The sequence below is a fragment of the Sporolactobacillus terrae DSM 11697 genome, from assembly GCF_000648615.1.
GTDB lineage: Bacteria > Bacillota > Bacilli > Bacillales > Sporolactobacillaceae > Sporolactobacillus > Sporolactobacillus terrae.
Map to the genome: position 1 here is coordinate 91,745 of NZ_JFZC01000063.1, position 21,667 is coordinate 113,411.

General features: G+C 42.8%; 23 protein-coding genes and 1 riboswitch. Of the genes, 12 read left to right on the top strand and 11 right to left on the bottom strand.

The genetic code is table 11. The annotated features are described in order from the left end of the window. Positions 1 to 16: 16 nt before the first annotated feature. From AA84_RS19440 to AA84_RS0112760, 5 genes are all read right to left on the bottom strand, one after another. On the bottom strand, positions 17 to 1,048 hold the full coding sequence (locus AA84_RS19440; protein WP_236628089.1) for an EndoU domain-containing protein: 1,032 nt from the start codon (positions 1,046 to 1,048) through the stop codon (positions 17 to 19). A gap of 427 nt (positions 1,049 to 1,475) precedes the next feature. Next, positions 1,476 to 1,835, bottom strand: a complete 360-nt coding sequence (locus AA84_RS0112745; RefSeq protein WP_028977516.1) for a hypothetical protein — start codon at positions 1,833 to 1,835, stop codon at positions 1,476 to 1,478. A 4-nt stretch (positions 1,836 to 1,839) separates the two neighbouring features. Then, a complete protein-coding gene (locus tag AA84_RS0112750) occupies positions 1,840 to 3,681 on the bottom strand; it encodes a ribonuclease YeeF family protein (protein WP_028977517.1) in 1,842 nt (613 codons plus the stop codon). A 364-nt stretch (positions 3,682 to 4,045) separates the two neighbouring features. Continuing rightward, positions 4,046 to 4,300 carry a helix-turn-helix domain-containing protein gene (locus tag AA84_RS19655; protein WP_152540378.1) on the bottom strand — a complete coding sequence of 85 codons (255 nt, stop codon included), beginning with the start codon at positions 4,298 to 4,300 and terminating at the stop codon, positions 4,046 to 4,048. 145 nt (positions 4,301 to 4,445) lie between these two features. Next, positions 4,446 to 5,042: a sigma-70 family RNA polymerase sigma factor gene (locus AA84_RS0112760; protein WP_028977518.1), complete on the bottom strand. Its 597-nt coding sequence runs from the start codon at positions 5,040 to 5,042 to the stop codon at positions 4,446 to 4,448. 400 nt (positions 5,043 to 5,442) lie between these two features. Between AA84_RS0112760 and AA84_RS0112770 the strand changes: the two genes are divergently transcribed. Beyond that, positions 5,443 to 5,727, top strand: coding sequence for a hypothetical protein (locus AA84_RS0112770; protein WP_028977519.1), 285 nt, complete (start codon positions 5,443 to 5,445; stop codon positions 5,725 to 5,727). Between the two features lie 184 nt (positions 5,728 to 5,911). On the opposite strand, the gene tnpA is transcribed toward AA84_RS0112770, so the two are convergent. Then, positions 5,912 to 6,343 carry an IS200/IS605 family transposase gene (gene tnpA / locus AA84_RS0112775; RefSeq protein ID WP_028977520.1) on the bottom strand — a complete coding sequence of 144 codons (432 nt, stop codon included), beginning with the start codon at positions 6,341 to 6,343 and terminating at the stop codon, positions 5,912 to 5,914. Between the two features lie 535 nt (positions 6,344 to 6,878). Here tnpA and AA84_RS0112780 point away from each other — a divergent pair. From AA84_RS0112780 to AA84_RS0112790, 3 genes are read left to right on the top strand one after another with little or no spacing between them, the layout of a single operon-like run. Further along, positions 6,879 to 7,451 (top strand): hypothetical protein, encoded by a 573-nt coding sequence (locus AA84_RS0112780; protein WP_028977521.1) that lies wholly within the window; start codon positions 6,879 to 6,881, stop codon positions 7,449 to 7,451. A gap of 15 nt (positions 7,452 to 7,466) precedes the next feature. Further along, positions 7,467 to 7,946 carry a hypothetical protein gene (locus AA84_RS0112785; RefSeq protein WP_028977522.1) on the top strand — a complete coding sequence of 160 codons (480 nt, stop codon included), beginning with the start codon at positions 7,467 to 7,469 and terminating at the stop codon, positions 7,944 to 7,946. Positions 7,947 to 7,956: 10 nt separating this feature from the next. Continuing rightward, the gene (locus AA84_RS0112790; protein WP_028977523.1) at positions 7,957 to 8,667 is read left to right on the top strand and encodes a hypothetical protein; all 711 of its coding nucleotides are present in this window, start codon (positions 7,957 to 7,959) and stop codon (positions 8,665 to 8,667) included. A 252-nt stretch (positions 8,668 to 8,919) separates the two neighbouring features. On the opposite strand, the gene AA84_RS0112795 is transcribed toward AA84_RS0112790, so the two are convergent. The 5 genes from AA84_RS0112795 to AA84_RS0112815 are packed head-to-tail and all read right to left on the bottom strand — an operon-like array spanning position 8,920 to position 14,390. Continuing rightward, a complete protein-coding gene (locus tag AA84_RS0112795; protein WP_028977524.1) occupies positions 8,920 to 9,903 on the bottom strand; it encodes an ABC transporter ATP-binding protein in 984 nt (327 codons plus the stop codon). Positions 9,904 to 9,907: 4 nt separating this feature from the next. Then, positions 9,908 to 10,921, bottom strand: a complete 1,014-nt coding sequence (locus AA84_RS0112800; protein WP_028977525.1) for an ABC transporter ATP-binding protein — start codon at positions 10,919 to 10,921, stop codon at positions 9,908 to 9,910. Continuing rightward, complete coding sequence (locus AA84_RS0112805; protein ID WP_051578019.1) at positions 10,921 to 11,796, bottom strand: ABC transporter permease; 876 nt, start codon at positions 11,794 to 11,796, stop codon at positions 10,921 to 10,923. Before AA84_RS0112805 ends, AA84_RS0112800 begins: the two co-directional genes overlap by 1 nt. Before the next feature lie 12 nt (positions 11,797 to 11,808). After that, a complete protein-coding gene (locus AA84_RS0112810) occupies positions 11,809 to 12,753 on the bottom strand; it encodes an ABC transporter permease (protein WP_028977527.1) in 945 nt (314 codons plus the stop codon). 47 nt (positions 12,754 to 12,800) lie between these two features. Continuing rightward, entirely contained in the window at positions 12,801 to 14,390 is a 1,590-nt protein-coding gene (locus AA84_RS0112815) for an ABC transporter substrate-binding protein (protein ID WP_028977528.1), read from the bottom strand. A 277-nt stretch (positions 14,391 to 14,667) separates the two neighbouring features. Next, positions 14,668 to 14,772: riboswitch (SAM riboswitch) on the bottom strand. Between the two features lie 434 nt (positions 14,773 to 15,206). Between AA84_RS0112815 and AA84_RS0112820 the strand changes: the two genes are divergently transcribed. From AA84_RS0112820 to ltrA, 8 genes are all read left to right on the top strand, one after another. Next, positions 15,207 to 16,016, top strand: a complete 810-nt coding sequence (locus tag AA84_RS0112820; protein ID WP_028977529.1) for a transporter substrate-binding domain-containing protein — start codon at positions 15,207 to 15,209, stop codon at positions 16,014 to 16,016. 92 nt (positions 16,017 to 16,108) lie between these two features. Then, positions 16,109 to 16,768, top strand: a complete 660-nt coding sequence (locus AA84_RS0112825; RefSeq protein WP_028977530.1) for an amino acid ABC transporter permease — start codon at positions 16,109 to 16,111, stop codon at positions 16,766 to 16,768. Further along, entirely contained in the window at positions 16,755 to 17,480 is a 726-nt protein-coding gene (locus tag AA84_RS0112830; RefSeq protein ID WP_028977531.1) for an amino acid ABC transporter ATP-binding protein, read from the top strand. The genes AA84_RS0112825 and AA84_RS0112830 overlap by 14 nt, the downstream gene beginning before the upstream one ends. Positions 17,481 to 17,509: 29 nt before the next feature. Next, positions 17,510 to 18,478, top strand: a complete 969-nt coding sequence (locus AA84_RS0112835; protein ID WP_028977532.1) for an SIS domain-containing protein — start codon at positions 17,510 to 17,512, stop codon at positions 18,476 to 18,478. A 217-nt stretch (positions 18,479 to 18,695) separates the two neighbouring features. Next, positions 18,696 to 19,427, top strand: a complete 732-nt coding sequence (locus AA84_RS0112840) for a UTRA domain-containing protein (protein WP_028977533.1) — start codon at positions 18,696 to 18,698, stop codon at positions 19,425 to 19,427. Between the two features lie 47 nt (positions 19,428 to 19,474). Continuing rightward, positions 19,475 to 20,326 carry a PfkB family carbohydrate kinase gene (locus tag AA84_RS0112845; protein WP_028977534.1) on the top strand — a complete coding sequence of 284 codons (852 nt, stop codon included), beginning with the start codon at positions 19,475 to 19,477 and terminating at the stop codon, positions 20,324 to 20,326. Between the two features lie 300 nt (positions 20,327 to 20,626). Beyond that, a complete protein-coding gene (locus AA84_RS18865) occupies positions 20,627 to 20,809 on the top strand; it encodes a hypothetical protein (RefSeq protein WP_152540377.1) in 183 nt (60 codons plus the stop codon). A gap of 143 nt (positions 20,810 to 20,952) precedes the next feature. Further along, a partial coding sequence (gene ltrA / locus AA84_RS0112850) for a group II intron reverse transcriptase/maturase (RefSeq protein ID WP_236628091.1) occupies positions 20,953 to 21,667 on the top strand: 715 nt, incomplete at its 3' end.

A 21,667-nucleotide genomic window follows, 5' to 3' on the forward strand; every position in this document is an offset into this window, starting at 1 on the left:
TAATTCACCCTCTCAATTATTTTTTATATAATGGATACGCAGTTGCAATGGAACCATCTTTATTTAAGTACATTTCGATTTTAATACCCGATGAAGTGATTCCTCGATATTTATTTAACCGAATAGGTTTCCTAGATTGGTAGGCTTCATCAATAGCCCTTATTACTTCAGCACGGTTCCAGTCTTTTGGAAAGAAACTTGAATCTGCTATTTTTCTTACATTATCAATCTTAACTTTTGCCATATAAACTCTGTTTTTGTCAGGAACTTTTTCAGTGCCTGGGACTATTTCTCCTCCCATCATGCTTTCGTGGTGATATCCAACAGCCTTTCCATGTTTATTCACTATTCCATGATAAATGTGCTTCATCGTTTCTAAAGTGTATTGTGGATCTTGTGACACAGCGTCAACATTCTTTACAGACGCCTGCTGAATCAGATCCCGCACCTGATCGATTTGATTGGGGAGTGGGGCGGTACGATCTGGCAGCTGCTGCAGTTTATCTCTTAATCCCTTGGTATCGATCACATTGTAAGGGATCGGACTGTTTGCAAATTGTGTGCGGGGATATAGGGGAGTACTCCACTCATTAAGTTTATCACTCACTGATTCAGCGTGCTTTGCCAGTGTTGTTTTTATGGTGTTGCGCGCTTTGCTGGCGGCTTCGCCTATTTTTCCGGCCTTGGCAACTTTGCTGATTTTGTCAATGCCTTTGGTACCGACAACAGAGGTTGCCAGCGTGGTGATGGCATAGGTGACCCATCTTGTGCGTGTATAGGCATTGCCGTGCACCATCTCTTTATCAAACGACTGAACCAATGCGTTTTTGATGAGGTTGGCCGTTTGAATCGGGTGGGTCGCTGCGTGCCAAGTACCTTTGAGCGTTTCGAACAGATGGGTTGCTGACTCCCATAGACCGAGGACGGTGTCCTTGACTGCATCTTTTGCGCCGTCGCGCAAGCCATACTGAATTTCCTGATCCATGATCGCCGCTTTGGTTGCGTTTTCCAGCAGGGGATTGACGGGCTGCGTGTCTTTTTTCGACACGTGCCCGGCGTGCATTGCATCTAGAGGTTAGGAAAGCTCGGTAGTCAAAATCCGATTGAATACCAGACTTCAACCACCGAACAAAGCTTAAAACTATGTCCAACTTATTGGTTACATAGATCTTTTTTACTTATATGAATACTCATGTAAAAAAGGAATTCTTATTTTTACGAATCATTCGTTCTAATCTTTTTTTCATATGATTTTATTTCTTATTTTTCAACTTTGTCTATTAATGTTTTCAATTTTATGAGATTGGGGTGATAAAGCTACTTCCATCTTTCCAGACAGGAGGTCTCCCAAGCTTCATAAGTTCTAAATCGGAAGGGGAAAGTTCAAGTATAATAAGACATTATGAATGATAAAAGAAGGCAAGTACACGTCCAACTTTTATTTGGATTTTAATTAATGATTAATTAGCCTAATATCAATCATATTCTATATATACTTTTTGATCGCTATTTAATTCCAAAAAAGATATGAGTTCTTTAAGAACATTTTTTATTGCTTCTTTTGATGTACGGTCACTATTGAAATGATCTGCATTTACTAATTTTAATTGACGAATGGTTAACGGAAGATCGCTGATTAGCCATGGAGAATTATCATACCAACCTTCATGGTAGAAATACTCTTTAACAATTCCTTTTTTCTCAATGCCTAATTCGATCAGACTGTCCAATATCATTTCAAAATATCCATTCCAAATAACTAGCTTATTTATTCCACTCACCAAAGAAAGTTCGCTTTCTCCTTCAAAGCCGTCATAGAACTTTGTATTGATCATTTTTTTACCCCTTCCAATGCCCTTTATTCAAAAGATTGATCTGGTCTTTTGTGGCTTTATTGGCTTTTCTAGCACTTATTGCAGCATACCATTCGGTCGCCGCAATCCATTCATCAACATCTATTTTAAAAAATGTTCTAGGCTTATTGCTGCCATTTCCGGGTACCGTTCTCTGAATAACCCAAGTATTTCCTTGATTCTTTGGAGCGCCAGGAGTCCTTGTATGCCATCTTGCTTCATATTTATAATGGTCCTCACTCCATTTATAGGAGATTTGTTCATAACCAGTAGATTTACTTTGTGCTTTTATTTTCGCATCATCAGGGATTTCAATTGGAGCTTTTTGTTTATACTGATCTGCAAGTTTTATTTGTTCGTCCAATGATAAGTTTGATAATTTAGGAACAATACTGGATTGACTCGTTTTTTCACTACTTTTTAAACCATCAACTTTTTTAGCCGACGCCTGCTGAATCAGATCCCGCACCTGATCGTTTTGATTGGGGAGTGGGGCGGTACGATCTGGCAGCTGATCAAGTTTATTTCTTAATCTTTTGGAGTCAATCACATTGTAGGGCACCGGACCGTCCGCAAACTGCGTGCGGGGCAGGGGAGGGCTGCTCCATTGATCCAGTTTTTGATTGACCCATGCTGTACTCTTGGTTCGTGTTGTTTTTATGGTGTTGCGCACTTTGCTTGCAGCTTCGCCCATTTTTCCGGCTTTGGCCACTTTGCTGATTTTGTCAATGCCTTTGGTACCGACAACAGAGGTTGCCAGCGTGGTGATGGCATAGGTGACCCATCTTGTGCGTGTATAGGCGTTGCCGTGCACCATCTCTTTATCAAACGACTGAACCAATGCGTTTTTGATGAGGTTAGCCGTTTGAATCGGATGGGTCGCTGCGTGCCAAGTGCCTTTGAGTGTCTCGACCGGATGAGTTGCTGACTCCCATAGACCGAGGACGGTGTCCTTGACTGCATCTTTTGCGCCGTCGCGCAAGCCATACTGAATTTCCTGATCCATGATCGCCGCTTTGGTTGCGTTTGCCAGCAGGGGATTGACGGGCTGTGTGTCTTTTTTCGACACGTGACGTGCCTGTTCCTGCTGCGTTTTAATCTCCAAGTACTTTTGCGTTTCCTTTTGCATTTCATCCTGAACTTGATAGATTTTGCTGTCGTGATAGGCGGTCGCGTTGAAATGCATCGGCTGCACATCGGCGCCTTGGCGGGTCACATGGATCAGTGCTTCATAGAGTGCTTGGATGTGCGGCAGATCTTCACTGATTTGCCGGTATTCATTCGTTAAGGACTGATCCAGATCTTGAACATCGCGTGTTGTTTGTGCGCGCTTTTTGTCAGCGGCATCTAAAGCGTGATCGACGTCGTAGTTGGAAAAGACGTTGATCGGTACAAGATCAGAAATGTTGCTCAAAATTTTGGCGATGTCATCCCGCTGCTCGCGCACCATTTCTTTGGATCGCGCGTAGCTCATCGACAGTTCTTCATTCAAGAAGGGGACGTGAATTTCGGTGCCTCCGCCAAGATTTTTATCTTCGATTGAACCGGAAACACCTTGGAAATAGGCAATCTTCTTGTCAATCAGCCGCAGCCAGGCATCAACGACATTGATTTGTCCTGAATAAAAGTGTTTAATCGCGTCCGCACCCTTGCCTTGAAATTCGGGGCCGAGTCCTGCGATCTGCTGGAATGCGGTGCGCAAGTTATGAAATTGATCACGTAACGTTTGGTAATGTTTGGCATGTGCTTTGGCGGCTGTGATTAGTGATTCGGCATCGTAGGTTTGGGTATCGCCGGCTGAGCTAGAGCCGCCTATGTTTACTCTCATTTTATCACCTTCAGAATAGGAACTGTTCAATGGGTTTGATGAATAAGGAATGCAACGCGATGTGTCTCTGGAAGGAACAAGCGATGAAGGTTCATTGTTTTAATTTGTCTCTAGTATACAAAATGTGACCAATTGATGAACACGGGCGAAATGCCTAAAAGGGCATTGAGATTTTGCGGGAAAGCAGGCAATCGACACTATTCGACATTAAATCCCCTGCTGTTATGACTATTGCGCCATAATCAGCAATAGAGAATGAAAATGAAAGCCGAAAGTATAAAAAGCCGATCCATCACCTATCGCTTGTGTTTTGGATCGATCTTTTTGTATCGGTTGGATTTGTTTTGTGGTGCATTCCGCGTGTTTAATTTCTTTTCAGTATTTCTTCGATAAACGTATTGAGATATTGACGTTCTTTATCCGTTAGTTTTTTTACATTATCCATCAGCTGAATTATGTCTGAATAAAGATGATATTCTTGTCCAAAAAAATCGCCTAAAGATATTTCTAGAGCTGTGCATATAGAACTGAGTTTATCAATTGAGGGCATTGTACGTCCCTTTTCAATATCGCTTAAATAGGACTGTGAGAAGTAATTTAAAACAATAAAAAAGGAGATTAATAGTGAATTCTGACCCCCTTTTAACTAAAATATGCATCTATTTTCAGGCAGGAGTGTCCTTCCGACTATTTTTTGTTTTTTCCTTAAGCACAAAAAAATCGACCGGTAGCGTGTGCTGATCCGGTCGATGATTTTTTAAGTATCATTTGCGTTTTCTTAACTCTTCTTTTAAAGGCTGCAGTTTTTTGCGCAGGCACTTTTTCCATGAGCGGACGGTGTGTTCGGAGACGTGAGCGGCTTCGGCGATTTGTTTGGTGCTCCAATCGTGAAATAAGCTGAGCTTGAGATACAGCGCCTCCCGTGGGGTGAGGTTGGGTAAATGCTCTTCGAGAAGCCGGAGCATTTGCATGTTGAGCGGTTCGGTGGCTTCATCAGGAATGTCGTAGCTGCGATCGCTGTCCATGCAATAGGATTCGCGGGTCGTGTTTCTGTAATGCTTGCGCAGATGGTCGGAGAGACGGCCGTTCATCAATGAGGTTGCAAAAGCAATGAACACATTTTCCGGATTCTTTTCGGGTGTGACCTTGGCGATATCGAATTTGAAGTTGGCTTCCCAAAATGCGTTACGCGCGATCTGCAGGGCTTCGTCGTAATCTGCATCACAGAACAAATAGTTCGTGTAGCGATCGGTGTTCTGGCGTGCTGTTTTTTTGATTTTCGGTTCGTACTTCCACATCAGTCTTTCAAAAGCGTCAGAGGCAGATTCGAACGGGGCAGCAAAATAGTCAGTAAATGGCATAATATGGAGCTCCTTTCGGGGATTAAGTTTTTTGTAAAGGATTTGAACGCGGCAAGTGGCAGGTGACTGATGTGGTTCATGATGAATCATGCGCTATGTTTTTTATATAGGGAGATTGAACAGGAAATGGTGGGAAAAATCAGAAAAAATATGGAGTGGCCCTGCATTTTGTTAAAAGGGAGTGTTGGTGAATTGAGCTGTACATGGTGGACATACAAGAAGCAGTGCGAGTAATGCTTTCATTTTACGGAATATTGATTGCTTTTTTACAATAAATAGCAAAAAAGGAAGGATTAGTCGCTGAATTACGAACAAACAGTGAACGGTATTGATTGATGGAGAAACGAATTGCTATACTTAATGAAGTCAGAAAATAATGATAATAAGGGGGGCTGTGCCAATGATTCCAAAAGGCCTAAACACGAATCATATCTTGCTTGCTGTCGAAGAAATGGACAACGCGCAGCTGGTCCGGCTTCATGAAGATCCGGATCAATTTGAAAAGCACCATCTCATGATGAACGGCAAATTCTATCCTTTGGGAGGCATTGTCATGCGGGCCATCTGGTACGCCACCCAAACCGAGCCGCAGCTTGGCGACTACCGGAGCAGCGACGAAATCAAAAGGGTTGTTGAATCATTGGGTTTTGTCGTAACCTCTGAGCGCATGGTTTTAAAAAATTAAACCGTTCGGATACCAAAATATTTTGCAAACAGGTACTAAAGCCAAAACGAACGACATGTTCTCTAAACGACCACCTGCTAAAGCAGGTGGGTTCAGACATAAATGTCTGCGACTTAAAGTCGCCATTCAAGACTGAAGTCTTCTGAAGGCCTTGTGCTCAATGCACACTGAATTCTGACTGAACTCAGTCATCAATCCTGAAAATGTCATCCTTGATTTTATTTGATTGGTTGGCAATATAAGTACGGATAATTTCCTCTGTCACCGTGCCCACCGTTGCACAGAAATAACCTCTGGACCATAAATGCTGGCCCCAGTATCGCTTTTTCAACTCTGGAAATTCATCCTGTAATAATCTAGATGAACGTCCTTTCAGATACTGCATGACTTTACTTGGAGCCAGACTTGGTGGACAGGAGATCAGCAGATGAATATGCTCTTTACCTACGCTTCCTTGCAGTATTGTGATCCCTCTAGCCTCACACCCTTGCCGGATCAGTTCCCGTAACCGGACAGCAATTTGGCCTCGCAACACTTTATAGCGATATTTTGTTACCCAGATCACGTGATACTTGATATCATAGATCGCATGACCACTTTTTTGATAACCGTCCATACTTTTCACCTCTGTAAAAAGTATGGACACGAAAAGATAAGGCTAAAAGCGAATACCGTCTAAAGACGGTGGGTTTAGACCCCGCTTTTAGAAACTAAAATGGAGTGAGAAATACGTGTTGGTTGTCAATAAGGCATATTTATTCATAGAGTCGGGAGAGGTTAATCGACCTCTTTTTCTTTTGCATATTTCATAAACATTATCTGAACAGTCAAGAAATACAGGATACTTTATTTAAAACAAAAATATATAAAATCGACGCCCAGAGTTTCCCTAAGGCCAAAGCTGGTTAAAGCTGTGTTGCTCAATTGAAAATTAAAAAGCGTCATTTGGTTGAAGTATTTTTCGATGTAAATTATACTGTTCCTAAGAAAATAATTCCAAACTCTGTCTTGTAATGACCCGTTGCTATTTCCAACATTTTTGAGTATGCGTTGCATATAAATACACCATAATAATAAAACAATCGCAATCAAGCGAATCTTTTATCTCATCGGGGTGTATTTATATGTCTCTTTGTAGGGGGGCTATGACAATGAACACTGTTAATATGAGTAGAACGACCATTTCAACGAATGTCCAATACAGTATAAATGATCGTCTGATTAAGGATCAGCCCTTTTCTTATCATTCCGTCTTACAGTCAAAATTGGATGAGGTTCGGGAAAGAATAGGTTATGGATTTATGAAAATAAAAGGCTGTTTACTTGAATCTACGTTGAAGGCTGGCATTAATCAGGAAGAATGGGATCATTTGATGAAAGAAACACTTCTAGTACAGAAGTGGTTTGACAATAAGGGTTTTCAAAAATTAAAGGATTTAGAGAAGAACATCCATAATAAAATTATTGGATCAAATGATTTTGAACTATTAAATAGTGTATTTGATAATCAAAAGGCTATCTACCTTAATCTCTTTACCTCAGATCGTAATTTTGAGAGGGATCAAGTAGAAACCATGTTAAGTTATTTGGCGGAATTGCCATCTTATTTGGAATTTGATCTTAATCTTGATGAACTTCCTAATAGAAGTGAGATTAGAAGAACGATTAAAGTTAATATAAAGCAAGAGATTCAATCGGATATAAAATACAAACTTGCTGGATAAGACGAGGTAAAATTAATGCCTAGTAAATATGATACATTAATTTCAATCATCCAACTTAATGATATCTATGTTTCGAAGTTAAAATGTAGTAGAAATAAGAAATTTCAAGAACAGAATCACTCACTTAAGGTTCACTTGGAATACGATGTTAAAAGTATTGAACAAACTGGAATTGAAATTATTATTCCGGTTTTTTTTAGAGTGGCTCCATATTACGCAGGAGAAAAGGGTGAAACACCATTTAATAAAGTAAATAAAGAAAGTATCTTGTTTTCGATAGAGTGTACTTTAGAATTAAAGTATATGATTGCAATGGATGAGAATCCAGAAAAACAGGATATGACAGATTTTGAGACTGAATTCCAGACATTTGCTGAAAATAATGTACCTGTCAATGTATGGCCCTATGCGAGAGAACTTTTCAGCAGTCTGTCGACAAGAATGGGGCTATCCTCACTTGTTATTCCGGTTTTTAAAAAATTACCAAAATATTAGAGGCTGCTGTATGACTTTAAGTTTCATTGGTTGTAAAAACTCCAAGAATAATTCTTTAGTTACGTGCATTGTAGATGAGATACACAAAAACATTGATACGTTTATTTATATAGGAAGAATTTTTGATCTGTATAAAAACAATCTGCATCATCGTTTTCCCCAAATAGAACAGACAATTCGATTGACAATACATAGTCCAAGATTTAAGGCTACTTTAGCCACAAAAGAATATTTAATAAGAATCATGATTGAGATCTATCACCAGAAGCGTTTCTCAGATCTTCGGGGCGAAATTTTAGAACAAACAATATCTCTCCTTGGTCCGTTTTTTGTACTATGGGAAGATCAGACATGCTATTTAGAACCTACTATTTATGATGGAAACTATTTAGTGGGAGAAAGTGAGAACTTGTGCGACTCTGTTTTCCATAAATGTGATAATAAAACCATGGAATTTATAGAATGCAAGGCAAACATTGCAAGTGTGATTCCTGGGAATTTACCGTTTGGAAAAATAAAAAAAGAGCATCAGAATAAGATAAAGTATCTTGATCATGTACATCGTTATCTGACCAAATATTATAAAGAGCCAAAAATAGTATTTGCTTGCTATAATAATAATTACGAAGGTCGTTTGAATAATGCAAGAGATAATTGGGGCTATTCGTACATGAATTTTCTGGGTCCAATGGACATTGTAAAACAAGCTCAAGCAAAGTGATGCTCCTTATGTGTTACGGCATGGCACGACAAAGAGTGCCGAAGAGTTCAACTGGAAAACGAAGGATTGAAGGACTAACCAGTGCTCGAAAACTAGAAAGACAGTCCAATCCCGAATGATAAAAACGAATTCCCCAAATGGCGATGTGCCGTTTGGGGAATTTTGTGGATGAACCATTAAAAACCCCCTGAATTCTTGGATACCAATTCAGGGGGATGTGTTGGGCAGATAATGATTTGTAAGCGCTGGTTATCACGTTTCTTGATTCATCGGATAGAAACAGGAAACGTCATGGTGTTCGGCAAGCTGGGTCAATTCAGGATCATGCGTTTTGCAGTAATCTTGTGCAATCGGGCATCTAGGATAGAACGCGCAGCCTGATGAATGAGTGATCAGACTCGGTTGGTCTTCTTTCACAAAGGTCCATGTTCTTGTTTTTGCTGTTTTAGGATCAGGAATCGGGATCACTGAAAGCAGCTTGTTGGTATAAGGGTGTGAAGGATGTGTAAAAAAGGATTCGTTGCTTGCTAGTTCCTTCACTTGTCCCAAATAAATAACGGCAATTCGGTCCGCAATATTTTTGACGACCGATAAATCATGAGAGATAAACAGGTACGTGAGATTAAATTCTTTCTGCAAATCTTTCAGCAGGTTGATGATTTGTGCTTGAATCGATACATCCAAGGCGCTGACCGGTTCGTCACAGACAATCAGTTTTGGCTTTAGCGCGATGGCTCGGGCAATGCCAATGCGTTGACATTGTCCTCCGGAGAACTCATGGGGCAGGCGGTTGGCATATTTCGGATCAATGCCAACCAGATCCATTAATGTCCGGACGTTCTTTTTTATGGCTTCTTTTGGATAGCCAAAAGCTTTTAATGGTGCGGCAATGATTTCACCGACGCTCATTCTTGGATTAAGGCTTGAGAATGGGTCTTGAAAAATCATCTGAACATCTTTTCGGAATTTATGCTTTTCAGCATGCGTGTATTGAAAAATGTCTTTTCCCTTAAATAAAACGGTTCCGGAGGTTGGTTTCTGCAGGGTCAAGAGTGTTCGTGCCAGCGTACTTTTCCCGCAGCCGGATTCGCCGACAATGCCGAGCGTTTCGCCTTCTTTAACGGATAGGTTCACGTTGTTTACGGCTTTCGTCTCATCGCTATGATGCTTTAGAAAACCGTGTTTTTTCGTAAACGTGACGTTCAAATCTTTGACTTGTACGAGTTCACTGCTCACCGCGTTACACCTCCTCAGGCTGCTTCTGTTCAAAGCGATGCTTGCTTTCTTCAAACGCTTGCGCGGTTAACAGGCATGCTTTCTTGTGATGATCCCCAGCAGTGGTCAGTTCAGGCTCCGTATCCATGCATTGCGGTGTTGCAAAGGGACATCTTGGACTGAAATTGCACCCGGCGGGAGGCGAAACCAGATTGGGCGGCTGCCCGGGAATGGACATCAGACGATCATGGCGCGTCAATTTCAAGCTGGGAATCGCGCGCAACAGTGACCATGTATAGGGCATCGCGGTCTGATAGAAGATGTCTTCCGCCGTTCCTTCTTCAACGATTTTTCCCGAGTACATAACTAAAATGCGATCAGCGAGTTTTGCAACAATGCCCAAGTCATGGGTAATGATGATGATCGCCGTCTTGTATTTCAATTGGATTTGTTTTAACAGCCCTAAGATCTGTGCTTGAATCGTTACGTCCAGAGCCGTTGTCGGTTCATCAGCGATCAACAGTTTCGGCTCGCCGGATAATGCCATTGCGATCACAATGCGCTGGCGCATTCCTCCTGATAATTCGTGCGGATAACTTTTCATACATTGTTGGGGTTGATGAATCCCAACATCGCTGAGCAACTGCAATGCTTGAGCTTCTGCTTGTTTATGAGCGATCTTTTTGTGGCTTTGAATCGCTTCGATCAGCTGTCTGCCCACTTTAAAAATAGGATTTAAGCTTGATAGAGGATCTTGAAAGATCATCGCGAGTTCATTACCGCGAAGCGCGCATAATTCTTTAGTCGATTTTTTTAACAGATCCTTGCCCTCAAATAAAATTTCACCTTGAGGATAAAACACAGGGGGTGAAGGATTTAATTGCATTAAGGATTGGGCTAAAACGCTTTTTCCGCTGCCGGATTCACCAACAATGCCGATTGTTTCACCGCGCTTGATTGAGAAGCTCACATCATCAACGGCTTTTACGAGACCGTTGGATGAATCAATATAGGCTTTTAAATGGTTAACCTCGAGCATTAGATCACCTCCTGCTTTGTCGACTCTGTTTTTGCGCGTTTCAGCTGCGTTTTGCGCTTGAGAGGCTGCATGGTTTTAGTCCTGTGCGGATCAAGGAGATCTCTTAATCCGTCTCCGAGAATATTTAACGAAAGCACGGTGATGACGATCGCAATGCCGGGGAAGATACTCAGCCAAGGCGCGATTGTGATATATTCCTGTGCTTCCTGCAGCATGTTTCCCCATGTTGGAATGGATGGACTAATGCCCAGACCCAAAAAGCTTAGGGCTGCTTCTGCTAATATTGCTTTTGCAAACGTAAAGGTTGCCTGCACAATGATCGGAGAACTCACGTTTGGCAACACGTAGCGAAACAAGATCGTGAATGGACCTGTTCCGGTGGTCACAGCCGCCTCAATAAACTGAAGCTGTTTGACTTTCAGTACCGCTGAGCGAATCACGCGCGTCATTTGCGGGAAATTGGCAAAGGTCAGGGCAATGATGATATTGGTCATTGATCCGCCGAGTGCAGCAACAAGAGCGAGCGCCAACAGTAAAGCAGGAAAAGCCATCATCCCATCAATAATGCGCATGATGATAAAATCAACTTTTCTATAGTAGCCGGAAACGAGCCCCACAAGAGTGCCTAAGACGGTCGCAATGAATGCAACGGCCATCCCGATGAAAAAGGAAACCTTGGCTGCAGCAATCGTTCGTGCAAAAACATCGCGCCCAAAGTGATCGGTACCAAACCAATTGTGGGCTGAAATGCCATGTAGGCGCTGAGTGGCTTCGATATGTGTCGGTGAATGCGGCAGCCACCAAGAAGAAGTCACCGACGCCAACAGCAAGACAATCAAAATGCCGGCAGCAATCCAAATTCTTTTTTTCAGCATGCTTTAAGCCCCTTAGTTATATCGAATCCGAGGATCCAATAAAGTATAAATAAGATCAACGAGCAGATTGACCAAGACATAGATCACAGCAATAAACAGAATGACGCCTTGTATGACGGGATAATCGCGTCGATAGATGGAATCAATTAACAATTGACCGATACCTGGAATCGTGAAAATTGTCTCCACGATAACCGTCCCGCCTAATAGTCCGGCAACCATCGTACCGACAACGGTTGTTGTAGGAATCAAGGCATTGACAAATACATGTTTTAAAAGCACGGCGCTTTCACTAAGCCCTTTTGCTCGAGCCGTTTTCGTATAGTTCTGGCCAATTGCTTCCAGCATGCCGTCGCGCAGCATTCTTGCGATCAACCCCGTCTCCACGCAAGCTAAAATAACGGCCGGCAGGAAGAGGTGGTAGAGCCCGTTGAAGAAATTTCTGGAAAGCGGAACGTATCCTGCAACCGGGAAAATAGGAAACGTGACCGCAAAAATCAAAACAAGCAGTATGGCCAGCCAAAACGCAGGGATGGAAACGCCGAGTAAAGAAAGCGAAATGAAAATAGGATCTAGTAATGTATTACGCTTCCAAACAGCGATGACAGCTGTAGGGATTGCAACAAGTAATGTTAAGACAAGTGCAAAGACCGTCAAATTAATGGTTGGTCCGATATGGGAAATGATGATTCCTTTTACAGATTCAGATGAATACACCGATTGGCCCAAGTCTCCGGTTAAGAGTTTCTTCATCCAATCCAAATATTGAATAAACAAAGGTTCATTAAGCCCCAATTTATTCTCTAATTGATGAATACTTGCGCGGCTGGCGTCTTGTCCCAAAATCAGTGCAGCGGGATTGCCTGGGGTCAAGTGTATGATCAAAAAGACAATCAAGCTGACAATAAATAATATAGGGATTAACGATACGACACGCGTTGCGATATATCTAAGCAAGACTTTTCCTCCTTCATCTGCTGGAACGACTCAGACGATGCACGGTCTCATTCACTTGTCTTCCAAGTGTTCCAGAATCGTTCACCTAACCAACTGTCATAGTGCAGCTTGGTGCTTCGCAGATCAAACGATGATTCGTTTGCGATCTTATAGAAAGGCAGTTCGCTGTATACCGTTTCGTTCATTTGTTTCAAAACGGCTTTTCTTTGAACATCTGTGTCCGCCTTGCCCCATTGCGTTAAAAGGGAAGACCATTTTTGGCTTTTATACCAGCCGCTATTATTCGAATTCAGCACTAACATGCCCAATTCACTTGGTGAGAAGCGTGTCGACCAACCGACGACTTCCAGATCCCAGTTCTTTGGATCTTTCCATTTCGCGAGGAAGGTTGTCCATTCATAAGGAACCAAATTGACTTTAAATCCGACTTCTTCCATTTGCTGCTTGACGATTTCTGCAATCCGTTTGTAGTTATCGTTGTCATTCGAGTAAATGATCGTCAGTGGTTTGCCGTCATAACTTGATTCTTTCAAAAGCCGTTTTGCTTTGGCTTTATCATAGGCAAGGTAACCCTCAGTGCCTTCCTTGGTATAGAGCTGTTTTTGTGAAGGATCGAAAAGGGCGCCGTCCAGCTGATAAAACTTTTGATTTCCATAAGTTGCTTGCGCAATTGCCTTTTTATCTAACGCTGCATTCAATGCTTGCCGCGTTTTTAGGTCATTGAACGGCGGTTCACTTTTATCGGGTGTCAGCGTCGAATAACCATTAATATAAGTCACCGGTGCGACTTGTTTGGAACGCTTTAACGTGTCGTAGAGATCTGAAGGAATGCCTTGCGCATAGTCATATAAGCCGGTTTTCAAACCATTTTGCCTGACGGTCGTATCTTTGACGATCAAGTAGTCGACTTTATCGAAATAGGCCGTTTTCTTCCCGGTCAGGCCGCCCCAATTTGTTTCTTTGCGCGATGCGTACTTTTTAAACCGTTTTAATTCAATCTTTTGCCCTTTGTCCCATTTTGCGAATTGATAGGGACCGGTTCCGATGAGCTGCTTTGTATTTAAAGGTTGATCAAGCGCTTGTTTCGCTATTTTTTCAGGAATGATCGCCAATGCAGATTTCGGTGCGCTCATACTTTCGATAAAGGAGGAGTAAGGCGTTTTCAAATCAACACGAAGGGTCTGATCATTTAATTTGCTTACTTTTTTAATATAGCTGTTCGTGATTTGGCCTACAGAAGATACTTTTCTCCATCGGTCCAGTGACGCAATGACATCATCGGCCGACATCACCGATCCGTCTTGAAACGGGACATGTTTGCGAAGCGTGATGGTGTAGTGTTTCTTGTCGCTGCTTACTTTATAATCGGTTGCCAGTAACGGCTTAATCGTGTAATTTTTATCCAAAGCAAAAAGTGTTTCGAAAATATTCCAACCGATATCCCGTGTCGCGGTGGCCGAAGTAAACGACCAATCTAATGTATCAGGTTCTGAAGCATAGGCTACTTTCAAAGTCCCCCCTTTTGTAGGGGCAGAATCTGTTTGATCGGAAGCTTGCGATCCGCAGCCGACGAGAGTAAACACCAGAGTTAATCCAATCATTAAACAAATAAAACGATTCATTCGAAGATGGTTCACAGCAAAATACCTCCATTAAAAATATTAAATTTACCTTTTTACTATGAATTGACATGCAATTCATTCCAAAATGCAGCGTGAAATTAAGACGTACAGCTAAAGTCTTGAAACCTATGTAAAATTATTTGGTAATTTTATAGGCTTACTCGGAAAAACACCAACATAACTGTCTCAACGATGAGGCATCCCCCCTTTGTCTTCAGCAAACCCATCTACACCAAGTTAAAGAAATGAAAAAAGCGTTCTCTTAACCGGATAAGAAAACACTTGGTAGGTTTCCTTATCTTTCAGATTTCCCTGCTGGACTTAGCACCTTGTCGCCGATACGGCGACGGTTGCTGAAGCTTCATCGGGCCAGTCCCTCAGCTTCTCTTGATAAGAAGTATGTGATTCCTATATTCAATTGAAAACATTATATATTAATGTGTTTCTTAATTCAATACCTTAGGATGGGCGAACAAAGATGGAAGGGAGGATGTTGTATTTAGCGAAAAGGGATGCTTGATGGGGCGTGGATATGAGCACGAGCGCGTCTGAATCGTTGTTACACCAGCGTGTGTTCCGTTCAGTGATGTTCACGTTTTCTTAATAAAATAATGCAGCCCCGCAAAGGATTGATCTATCAATCCTTTACAAGATTTTTATGTAAGATAATATAACAAAATGTTAAGACATATTAAAATATTATATTGACATTTAAATATTTAGAATATAATATTAAGTCATTGAAAAACATAACGTCATAATACGTATTAATATTATCTCATTATTCAAAATGGGTTGATATAAATCTATCGTTAAAGGAGATGTATTGAGTTGGGGAAAAGGGTATTTAAAATTATTTCATCATTGTCGTTCATTTTCATTCTGATGTTCTCGCTGGCTGCTTGCGGAAGCAATGGGGACAAGAAGACGGGTTTGGAAAAGATCAAGGCGAAGGGAACACTCGTTGTCGGCCTCAGTGCAGCAACCCCTCCATATGAATTTCATTACAGCAACAACGGCAAAAATGAGATTAAAGGTGCTGATCTTGAACTGGTGAAACGCATTGCCAAGCAGATGGATGTCAAATACGAGATTAAGGATATGGATTTTGATGGATTGCTGCCAGCTTTGCAGAGCGGAAAAATAGATATGATCGTTTCTGCAATGAGTCCGACACCGGAACGTGAGAAAGCGGCGGATTTTTCAAAGGTCTACTATAAAAGCACAAATGTGTTTGTTGTACGGAAAAGTGAATTGAGTAAATACGCGAAGCCTTCTGCGTTGAAAAATGCGACAGTGGCTACGATTAATTCCTCGACTCAGCAGGCGGTTACTGAAAAGTATTTTCCAAAAGCACATTTAAAACTCCTCGGGAAATCGAATGACTTGGCGCTTGCCGTTGCCCATAATAAGGCCGACACTATGCTCGTTGACGTACCAACCGCTGAGCTGCTCATTCGAGCGAATCCGTCGCTTGCGCAAACAAATCTAAAATACAATGACGATACTGCCGGCGCAGCGATCGCGATGCCGAATCACTCAAGCAAAGATTTGAAGGATGCGGTAAACACCGCGATCACGAAATACAAAGGGCAGTATGAAAAATGGATTATCGAACAAGTGAAGTATGTTAAGGAATAAACAAGAAGCTGCACGCGTCAAATCATGAGCCGTACGACATTGTCTTTTCAATATTTATATAATTCCAATAATTGTGATTGGGGTTGGAATTCTTGAATTTCTCTTTTTTGGGATCATACTACAGCTTCTTCTTACAAGGGGCGTATGTCACTGTATTGCTGGCAATTATTTCAGTAATTGCCGGTACGATTTTAGGAGTCCTATTAACCTTAATGAGACGTTCCAAAATTAAAGTGGTTCGCTGGATCAGTATTGCTTACGTTGAATTTATCAGAGGGACTCCATTACTTGCGCAAGTGTATCTCGTCTATGTTGGCTTGCCGATGCTTACTCAACTTAATATTCCCGACTTTACAACGGGGGCTATTGCGCTGACGATCCATGCCTCGGCCTATATCTCGGAAACGATGCGCTCAGGGATTGAAGCGGTGCCTTATGGTCAGTCAGAAGCCGCAAGAAGTCTTGGCATGAACAGCAGAAGGACAATGCTTGACATTATTCTTCCGCAAGCTTTTAAAAACATTCTTCCGGCGCTTGGCAACCAGTTCATTGGCAACATTAAAGATTCATCCTTGGTGTCCGTGATCGGGATCGCCGAGCTCATGTATGAGACAACCACGGTACGCGGGACAACCGCGCTTGGACTTGAACCGATTATCGTGTGTTCCTTGATCTATCTTGTGCTGACCTTAACGTTGACAAGATTGCTCACTTTCATTGAAAGGAGGTTAAAAAGCAGTGATCACCGTTAAACATTTGTACAAGTCCTTTAAGAGTCATGAAGTGCTGAATGATATAAACTGTACGATTCATGACGGTGAAGTGATTGTCATTATCGGTCCTTCTGGCTCTGGAAAAAGCACGCTATTACGCTGTCTCAATTTATTAGAAACACCGACTCGGGGATCGATCATCATTGATGAGCAGGATATTACGAATCAGAAAGTCAACATTGATCAAGTCAGGGAAAAGATGGGCATGGTTTTCCAGCAATTTAACCTCTTTCCTCATAAAACGGTGATTAAGAATATCTGTCATGCCCCCATCCGTGTCAAGAAAATGAAAAGGGGTGATGCAGAACAGCTGGGCATGGACTTACTGAGTAAAGTTGGATTGAGAGACAAAAAGGATGTTTATCCAATTACCCTCTCCGGCGGCCAGCAGCAGAGAATCGCGATTGCGCGGGCACTGGCGATGCAGCCGACTGCGATGCTGTTTGATGAACCGACATCGGCATTGGATCCCGAAATGGTAAGCGAAGTTCTGGCTGTCATTAAAGACTTGGCTAAAGAGGGCATGACGATGGTTATCGTCACCCACGAGATGGGGTTTGCCAAAGAAGTTGGTGATCGCATTCTCTTCATGGATGGCGGCCAAATCGTTGAAGAAAATACGCCAGAGGAATTGTTTCACCATCCACAGCATGCACGCACGCAAAACTTTCTGTCTAAAATTCTTCATTAACTAATTGTAATTTTTGGGAGGAATCATCATTGGAACTTAATCAAATCATTCAATCGATTCAGAGCAAGCAAAGTGAAATTAGCAGTGTTTATTTTGTCGGATGCGGAGGATCGAAAGCGGATCTCTATCCAGCCTTCTACTTTCTGCGAAAGAATGCAAAGAAGCTGATTGCCGGCCACTTTACAGCGAATGAATTTAACTATGATACGCCTGCTGCAGTTGGCGAACATAGCATCGTGATTACGTGCTCGCTGGGCGGAACAACTCCGGAAACCGTTGAGGCAACCAGTCTTGCTAAATCACTCGGTGCGCATACAATTGCTGTGACCCATGCACCGCAATCGCCTTTGACGAAAGATGCAGACTATGTGGTCACGCACGGATTTCATGAGAGCTATGCGGCTAAGGTATCAAAACCAACCAAAGTATTGACGCTGGCTGTAGAAATCTTGAATGCTTTCGAAGGGTATGACGCCTACGATCATTTTATCGAAGGTGTAGAGAAAATTTATGATGTGATCGATGACGCAACCGAATTACTGCTCCCTCAAGCAAAACAATTTGGTGAAGCATACAAGGATGCTCCGGTCATTTATGTCATGGGCAGCGGAGCGACAGCAGAGGTCGCCTATTCCTTCTCAATTTGTCTACTGCTTGAGATGCAATGGATCAATTCAAGTTCATTCAATAATGGCGAGTTCTTCCATGGCCCCTTTGAAATCGTTGAAAAGGATAAACCGTTCCTGCTGCTGATGAACGAGGGCAGCACGCGTCCGATGGATTCACGAGCATTGGAATTCTTAAATCGTTTCGATGCGCAAACCACGGTTGTAGACGCGAAGGATTTCGGGTTGCTCAATTATATTGCCGAAGATGTCGTTGATTATTTTAATCCGATCCTGATCGAGGGTGTGCTTCGCGTTTTTGCAGAACAATTAGCAATTGCTCGGAATCACCCGTTGTCAAAGCGTAGATATATGTGGAAACTGTCGTACTAACTTTTCTGCAAAAACGGAAGTTGGCGCAATTTCACGGCAACCGTGCTGAGTGCCGATAAACTGTATAAGGATCATCGCGTTCCTGATCGGACCGATGATCTTTTCTATTAAAAAACGGAGTTTGACTACCTGACACAAAAAGAGTGTGATGTGATGAGCTATGCTATCATTATAAAATAGAGTTCATTTCAAACTATTAATGATTGGAAGTCGGACGATGCTAAACAAAGATAACCTATATCCACTCTATATCCAAGTTAAAAGAAAGATCATTGAGGATATTCACAATGATACGTATACGGAAGGCTCACGGTTACCCTCTGAAACCGAGTTGTGTGAAAAATACGCGGTCAGTCGCATTACGATCAGACGATCTCTACAGGATATGGTGGAAAGTGGTTACCTCGTTCGCAAACAGGGGAAAGGCACCTTTGTAAAAAGGGGAAAGATCAAGCGAAGCTTAATTTCGCCGGATGGCTATACAGAGTATATGAAAGAGACGGGCCAGAAGCCGGAACGTAAGATCGTTGAGAAAATGATCAAACCGTGTTCTCCGTTTATTGCGAAACGATTAGCGATCCCGCCTGAAAGTGAAATCTTGGAACTTTGCCGCATTCTCTATATTAAAGATGTTCCGCTTGGCTACGAGGTGAATAGCTATCCAATCAGTCGTTTTCATGGTTTGGAAGCGTATATCGATGACCATGTTTCAACCCATGAAGTCTTGCAAGAAAAATATGGCGTAACCTTAAAAAGCACTTATAAGGTGTTGAATGTTTTGCTTGCAAATGAAAAAAACGCAAATTACTTGAATTGTAACGTCAGCACGCCCGTCTACCAGCTGGACAAGACGGCTTTTAACCAATACAACACAGCGATCTATCATTCACTGATGTACTATGATGTGAATCGGGTTAGCTTCGTTATCGAAGATCAGAAAGACGAGTGATTCTGCAAAGAACCACATTAAATCGCAAATGGAGGAAGGTTTCAGATGTGCGTTTTTTAGGACTTGGCGATAATGTCGTTGATATCTATGAATCGAGACAGACGATGTATCCTGGCGGCAATGCCTTGAATTTCGCAGTATTCGCGAGAAAGCTTGGGTTTGAATCCGCTTTTCTCGGCGCTTTTGGGACGGATCAGATTGCTGAACATGTCCAGTCATCCGCTAAGGCTTACGAAGTGGACCTCTCTCACTGTCGCATTTATGAAGGCGAGAACGGCTATGCCCGAGTCACGCTCAAAGACGGTGATCGCGTTTTCTTGGGAAGCAATCGCGGCGGCGTCCTAAGCCAATATGGCTTAACGCTTTCTAACAAAGATGTGGACTATTTAAAAACCTTTGATTTGATTCATTGCAATATCAATGGCTTTTCTGATGATGCGCTCCCATTGATTCACCAATTAGGTATTCCGATTTCTTATGACTTTTCCAGTGAATTTACGGAAGAAGATATTAAGCGCGTCGCTAAGTACATTGACATCGCTTGTTTTTCATGCAGTCATTTGACCGAGGACGAACTGAAAGACCTAGCTTCACACGTTGCTGGATACGGCTGCGGCGGTGTGCTCTGTACTCAAGGCGAACAAGGCGCTTTCCTTTTTACAGAAGGGCAATGTTATCGCCAGCCAGCCCATTACATCAAAGCTCGAGACACCATGGGAGCCGGAGACGCTTTCCTCACTTGCTTCCTCGTTCACTATTATAAGGCGCTTGGCAATGCTGCCGACAAGACAAAAGCAATAAAAAAAGCCCTGGAATTGGCCGCTGATTTCTCAGCGCAACAGTGTCTGGTTGAAGGCTCCTTCGGTATGGGGAAAAAGGTTGACATAACTGAGGAATAACAACTGTGAAGGAAGAATTTGAAGCGAAAAGAAGCTGATTGCACAATGAATCAGCTTCTTTTCTGTGCGCCCGGCATGGACGACAGCTAGGCGGTGAAAGTCCGCTACAGGCTTGGCAGTAGGAACTGTTAGCCAAGGGCAAGGGTGTCCATCGTGAGGTGGAATCTGAAGGAAGTCTAAGGCAAAGTGCTGAACTGATGCACAAGAACCAGCTATAAGGCTGTGCGTCATGGATAAGGTTGCTAAACAAACCAAAGTCCGATACCGCCCAAAATGACGAGCAGTAGAGTTGGCAGTTACATGGCACGAAGGTTATCGCTCTTACCCGGGGAGATCTGCATCATAGGGGTTGCCAACAAGAAGGACAAAAAGTCCTACAGCGACAAACTGCGCAGTGATGTGCGGCTGAATGATGCAGAAGTCAGCCGAGGTCATAGTAGCTACCTTGGCAGCGAAGGACCGAACAATAATAATTCTCATTGATATTGGAGGTGGAGGCCGTGCGACAATCGCAGAAAACAGAACATAAAGCTGACCGCCGGAAGAGGGTAGGCATGGAAGGCCAAGAGCACTCCGGGGCGCGTAGTACGACTTCTGGTGAAAATACAGCTGAGAATGGCACTTCAATGATGGAACTTGTCCTGTCGCGAAAGAACCTGAATCAAGCTTACCTTCGGGTGAAGCGTAATAAGGGGGCGGCAGGAATTGACGGAATGACTCTAGAAGAAGCACTGCCCTATCTTAAAGAACATCGGCAAGAATTATTAGCATCATTGCGCAATGGAACCTATAAACCAGCTCCGGTAAAACGGGTAGAAATCCCTAAACCGGATGGTTCCAAGCGCAAACTCGGCATACCGACCGTTGTTGATCGGATGATCCAACAGGCGGTGGCTCAAGTGATGATGCCAAGGTTCGAAAGAGGGTTCTCAGATCATAGCTATGGGTTCAGGCTGCATCGCAGTGCTCATGACGCGATCCACCGAGTGGTGTCGCTCTACAATCGGGGCTATCACCATGTTGTGGATTTAGACCTGAAAGCCTACTTTGACACGGTCAATCACGATCTTCTCATGAAATTTATTGGCCAATACATTGATGATCCGTGGCTCTTGCATCTGATCCGTAGATTCCTGACGAGTGGAGTGATGAACGGCCGACTCTTTGAGATAACGGACAAAGGAACACCGCAAGGTGGGAATCTGTCGCCTCTGTTGGCCAACATTTATCTCAACGAACTGGATAAGCTACTCACCGCAAGAGGTCACGAATTCGTGCGTTATGCGGATGACTGTAACATCTATGTCAGAAGCCGGCGCGCGGGATACCGAGTTCTTGCCA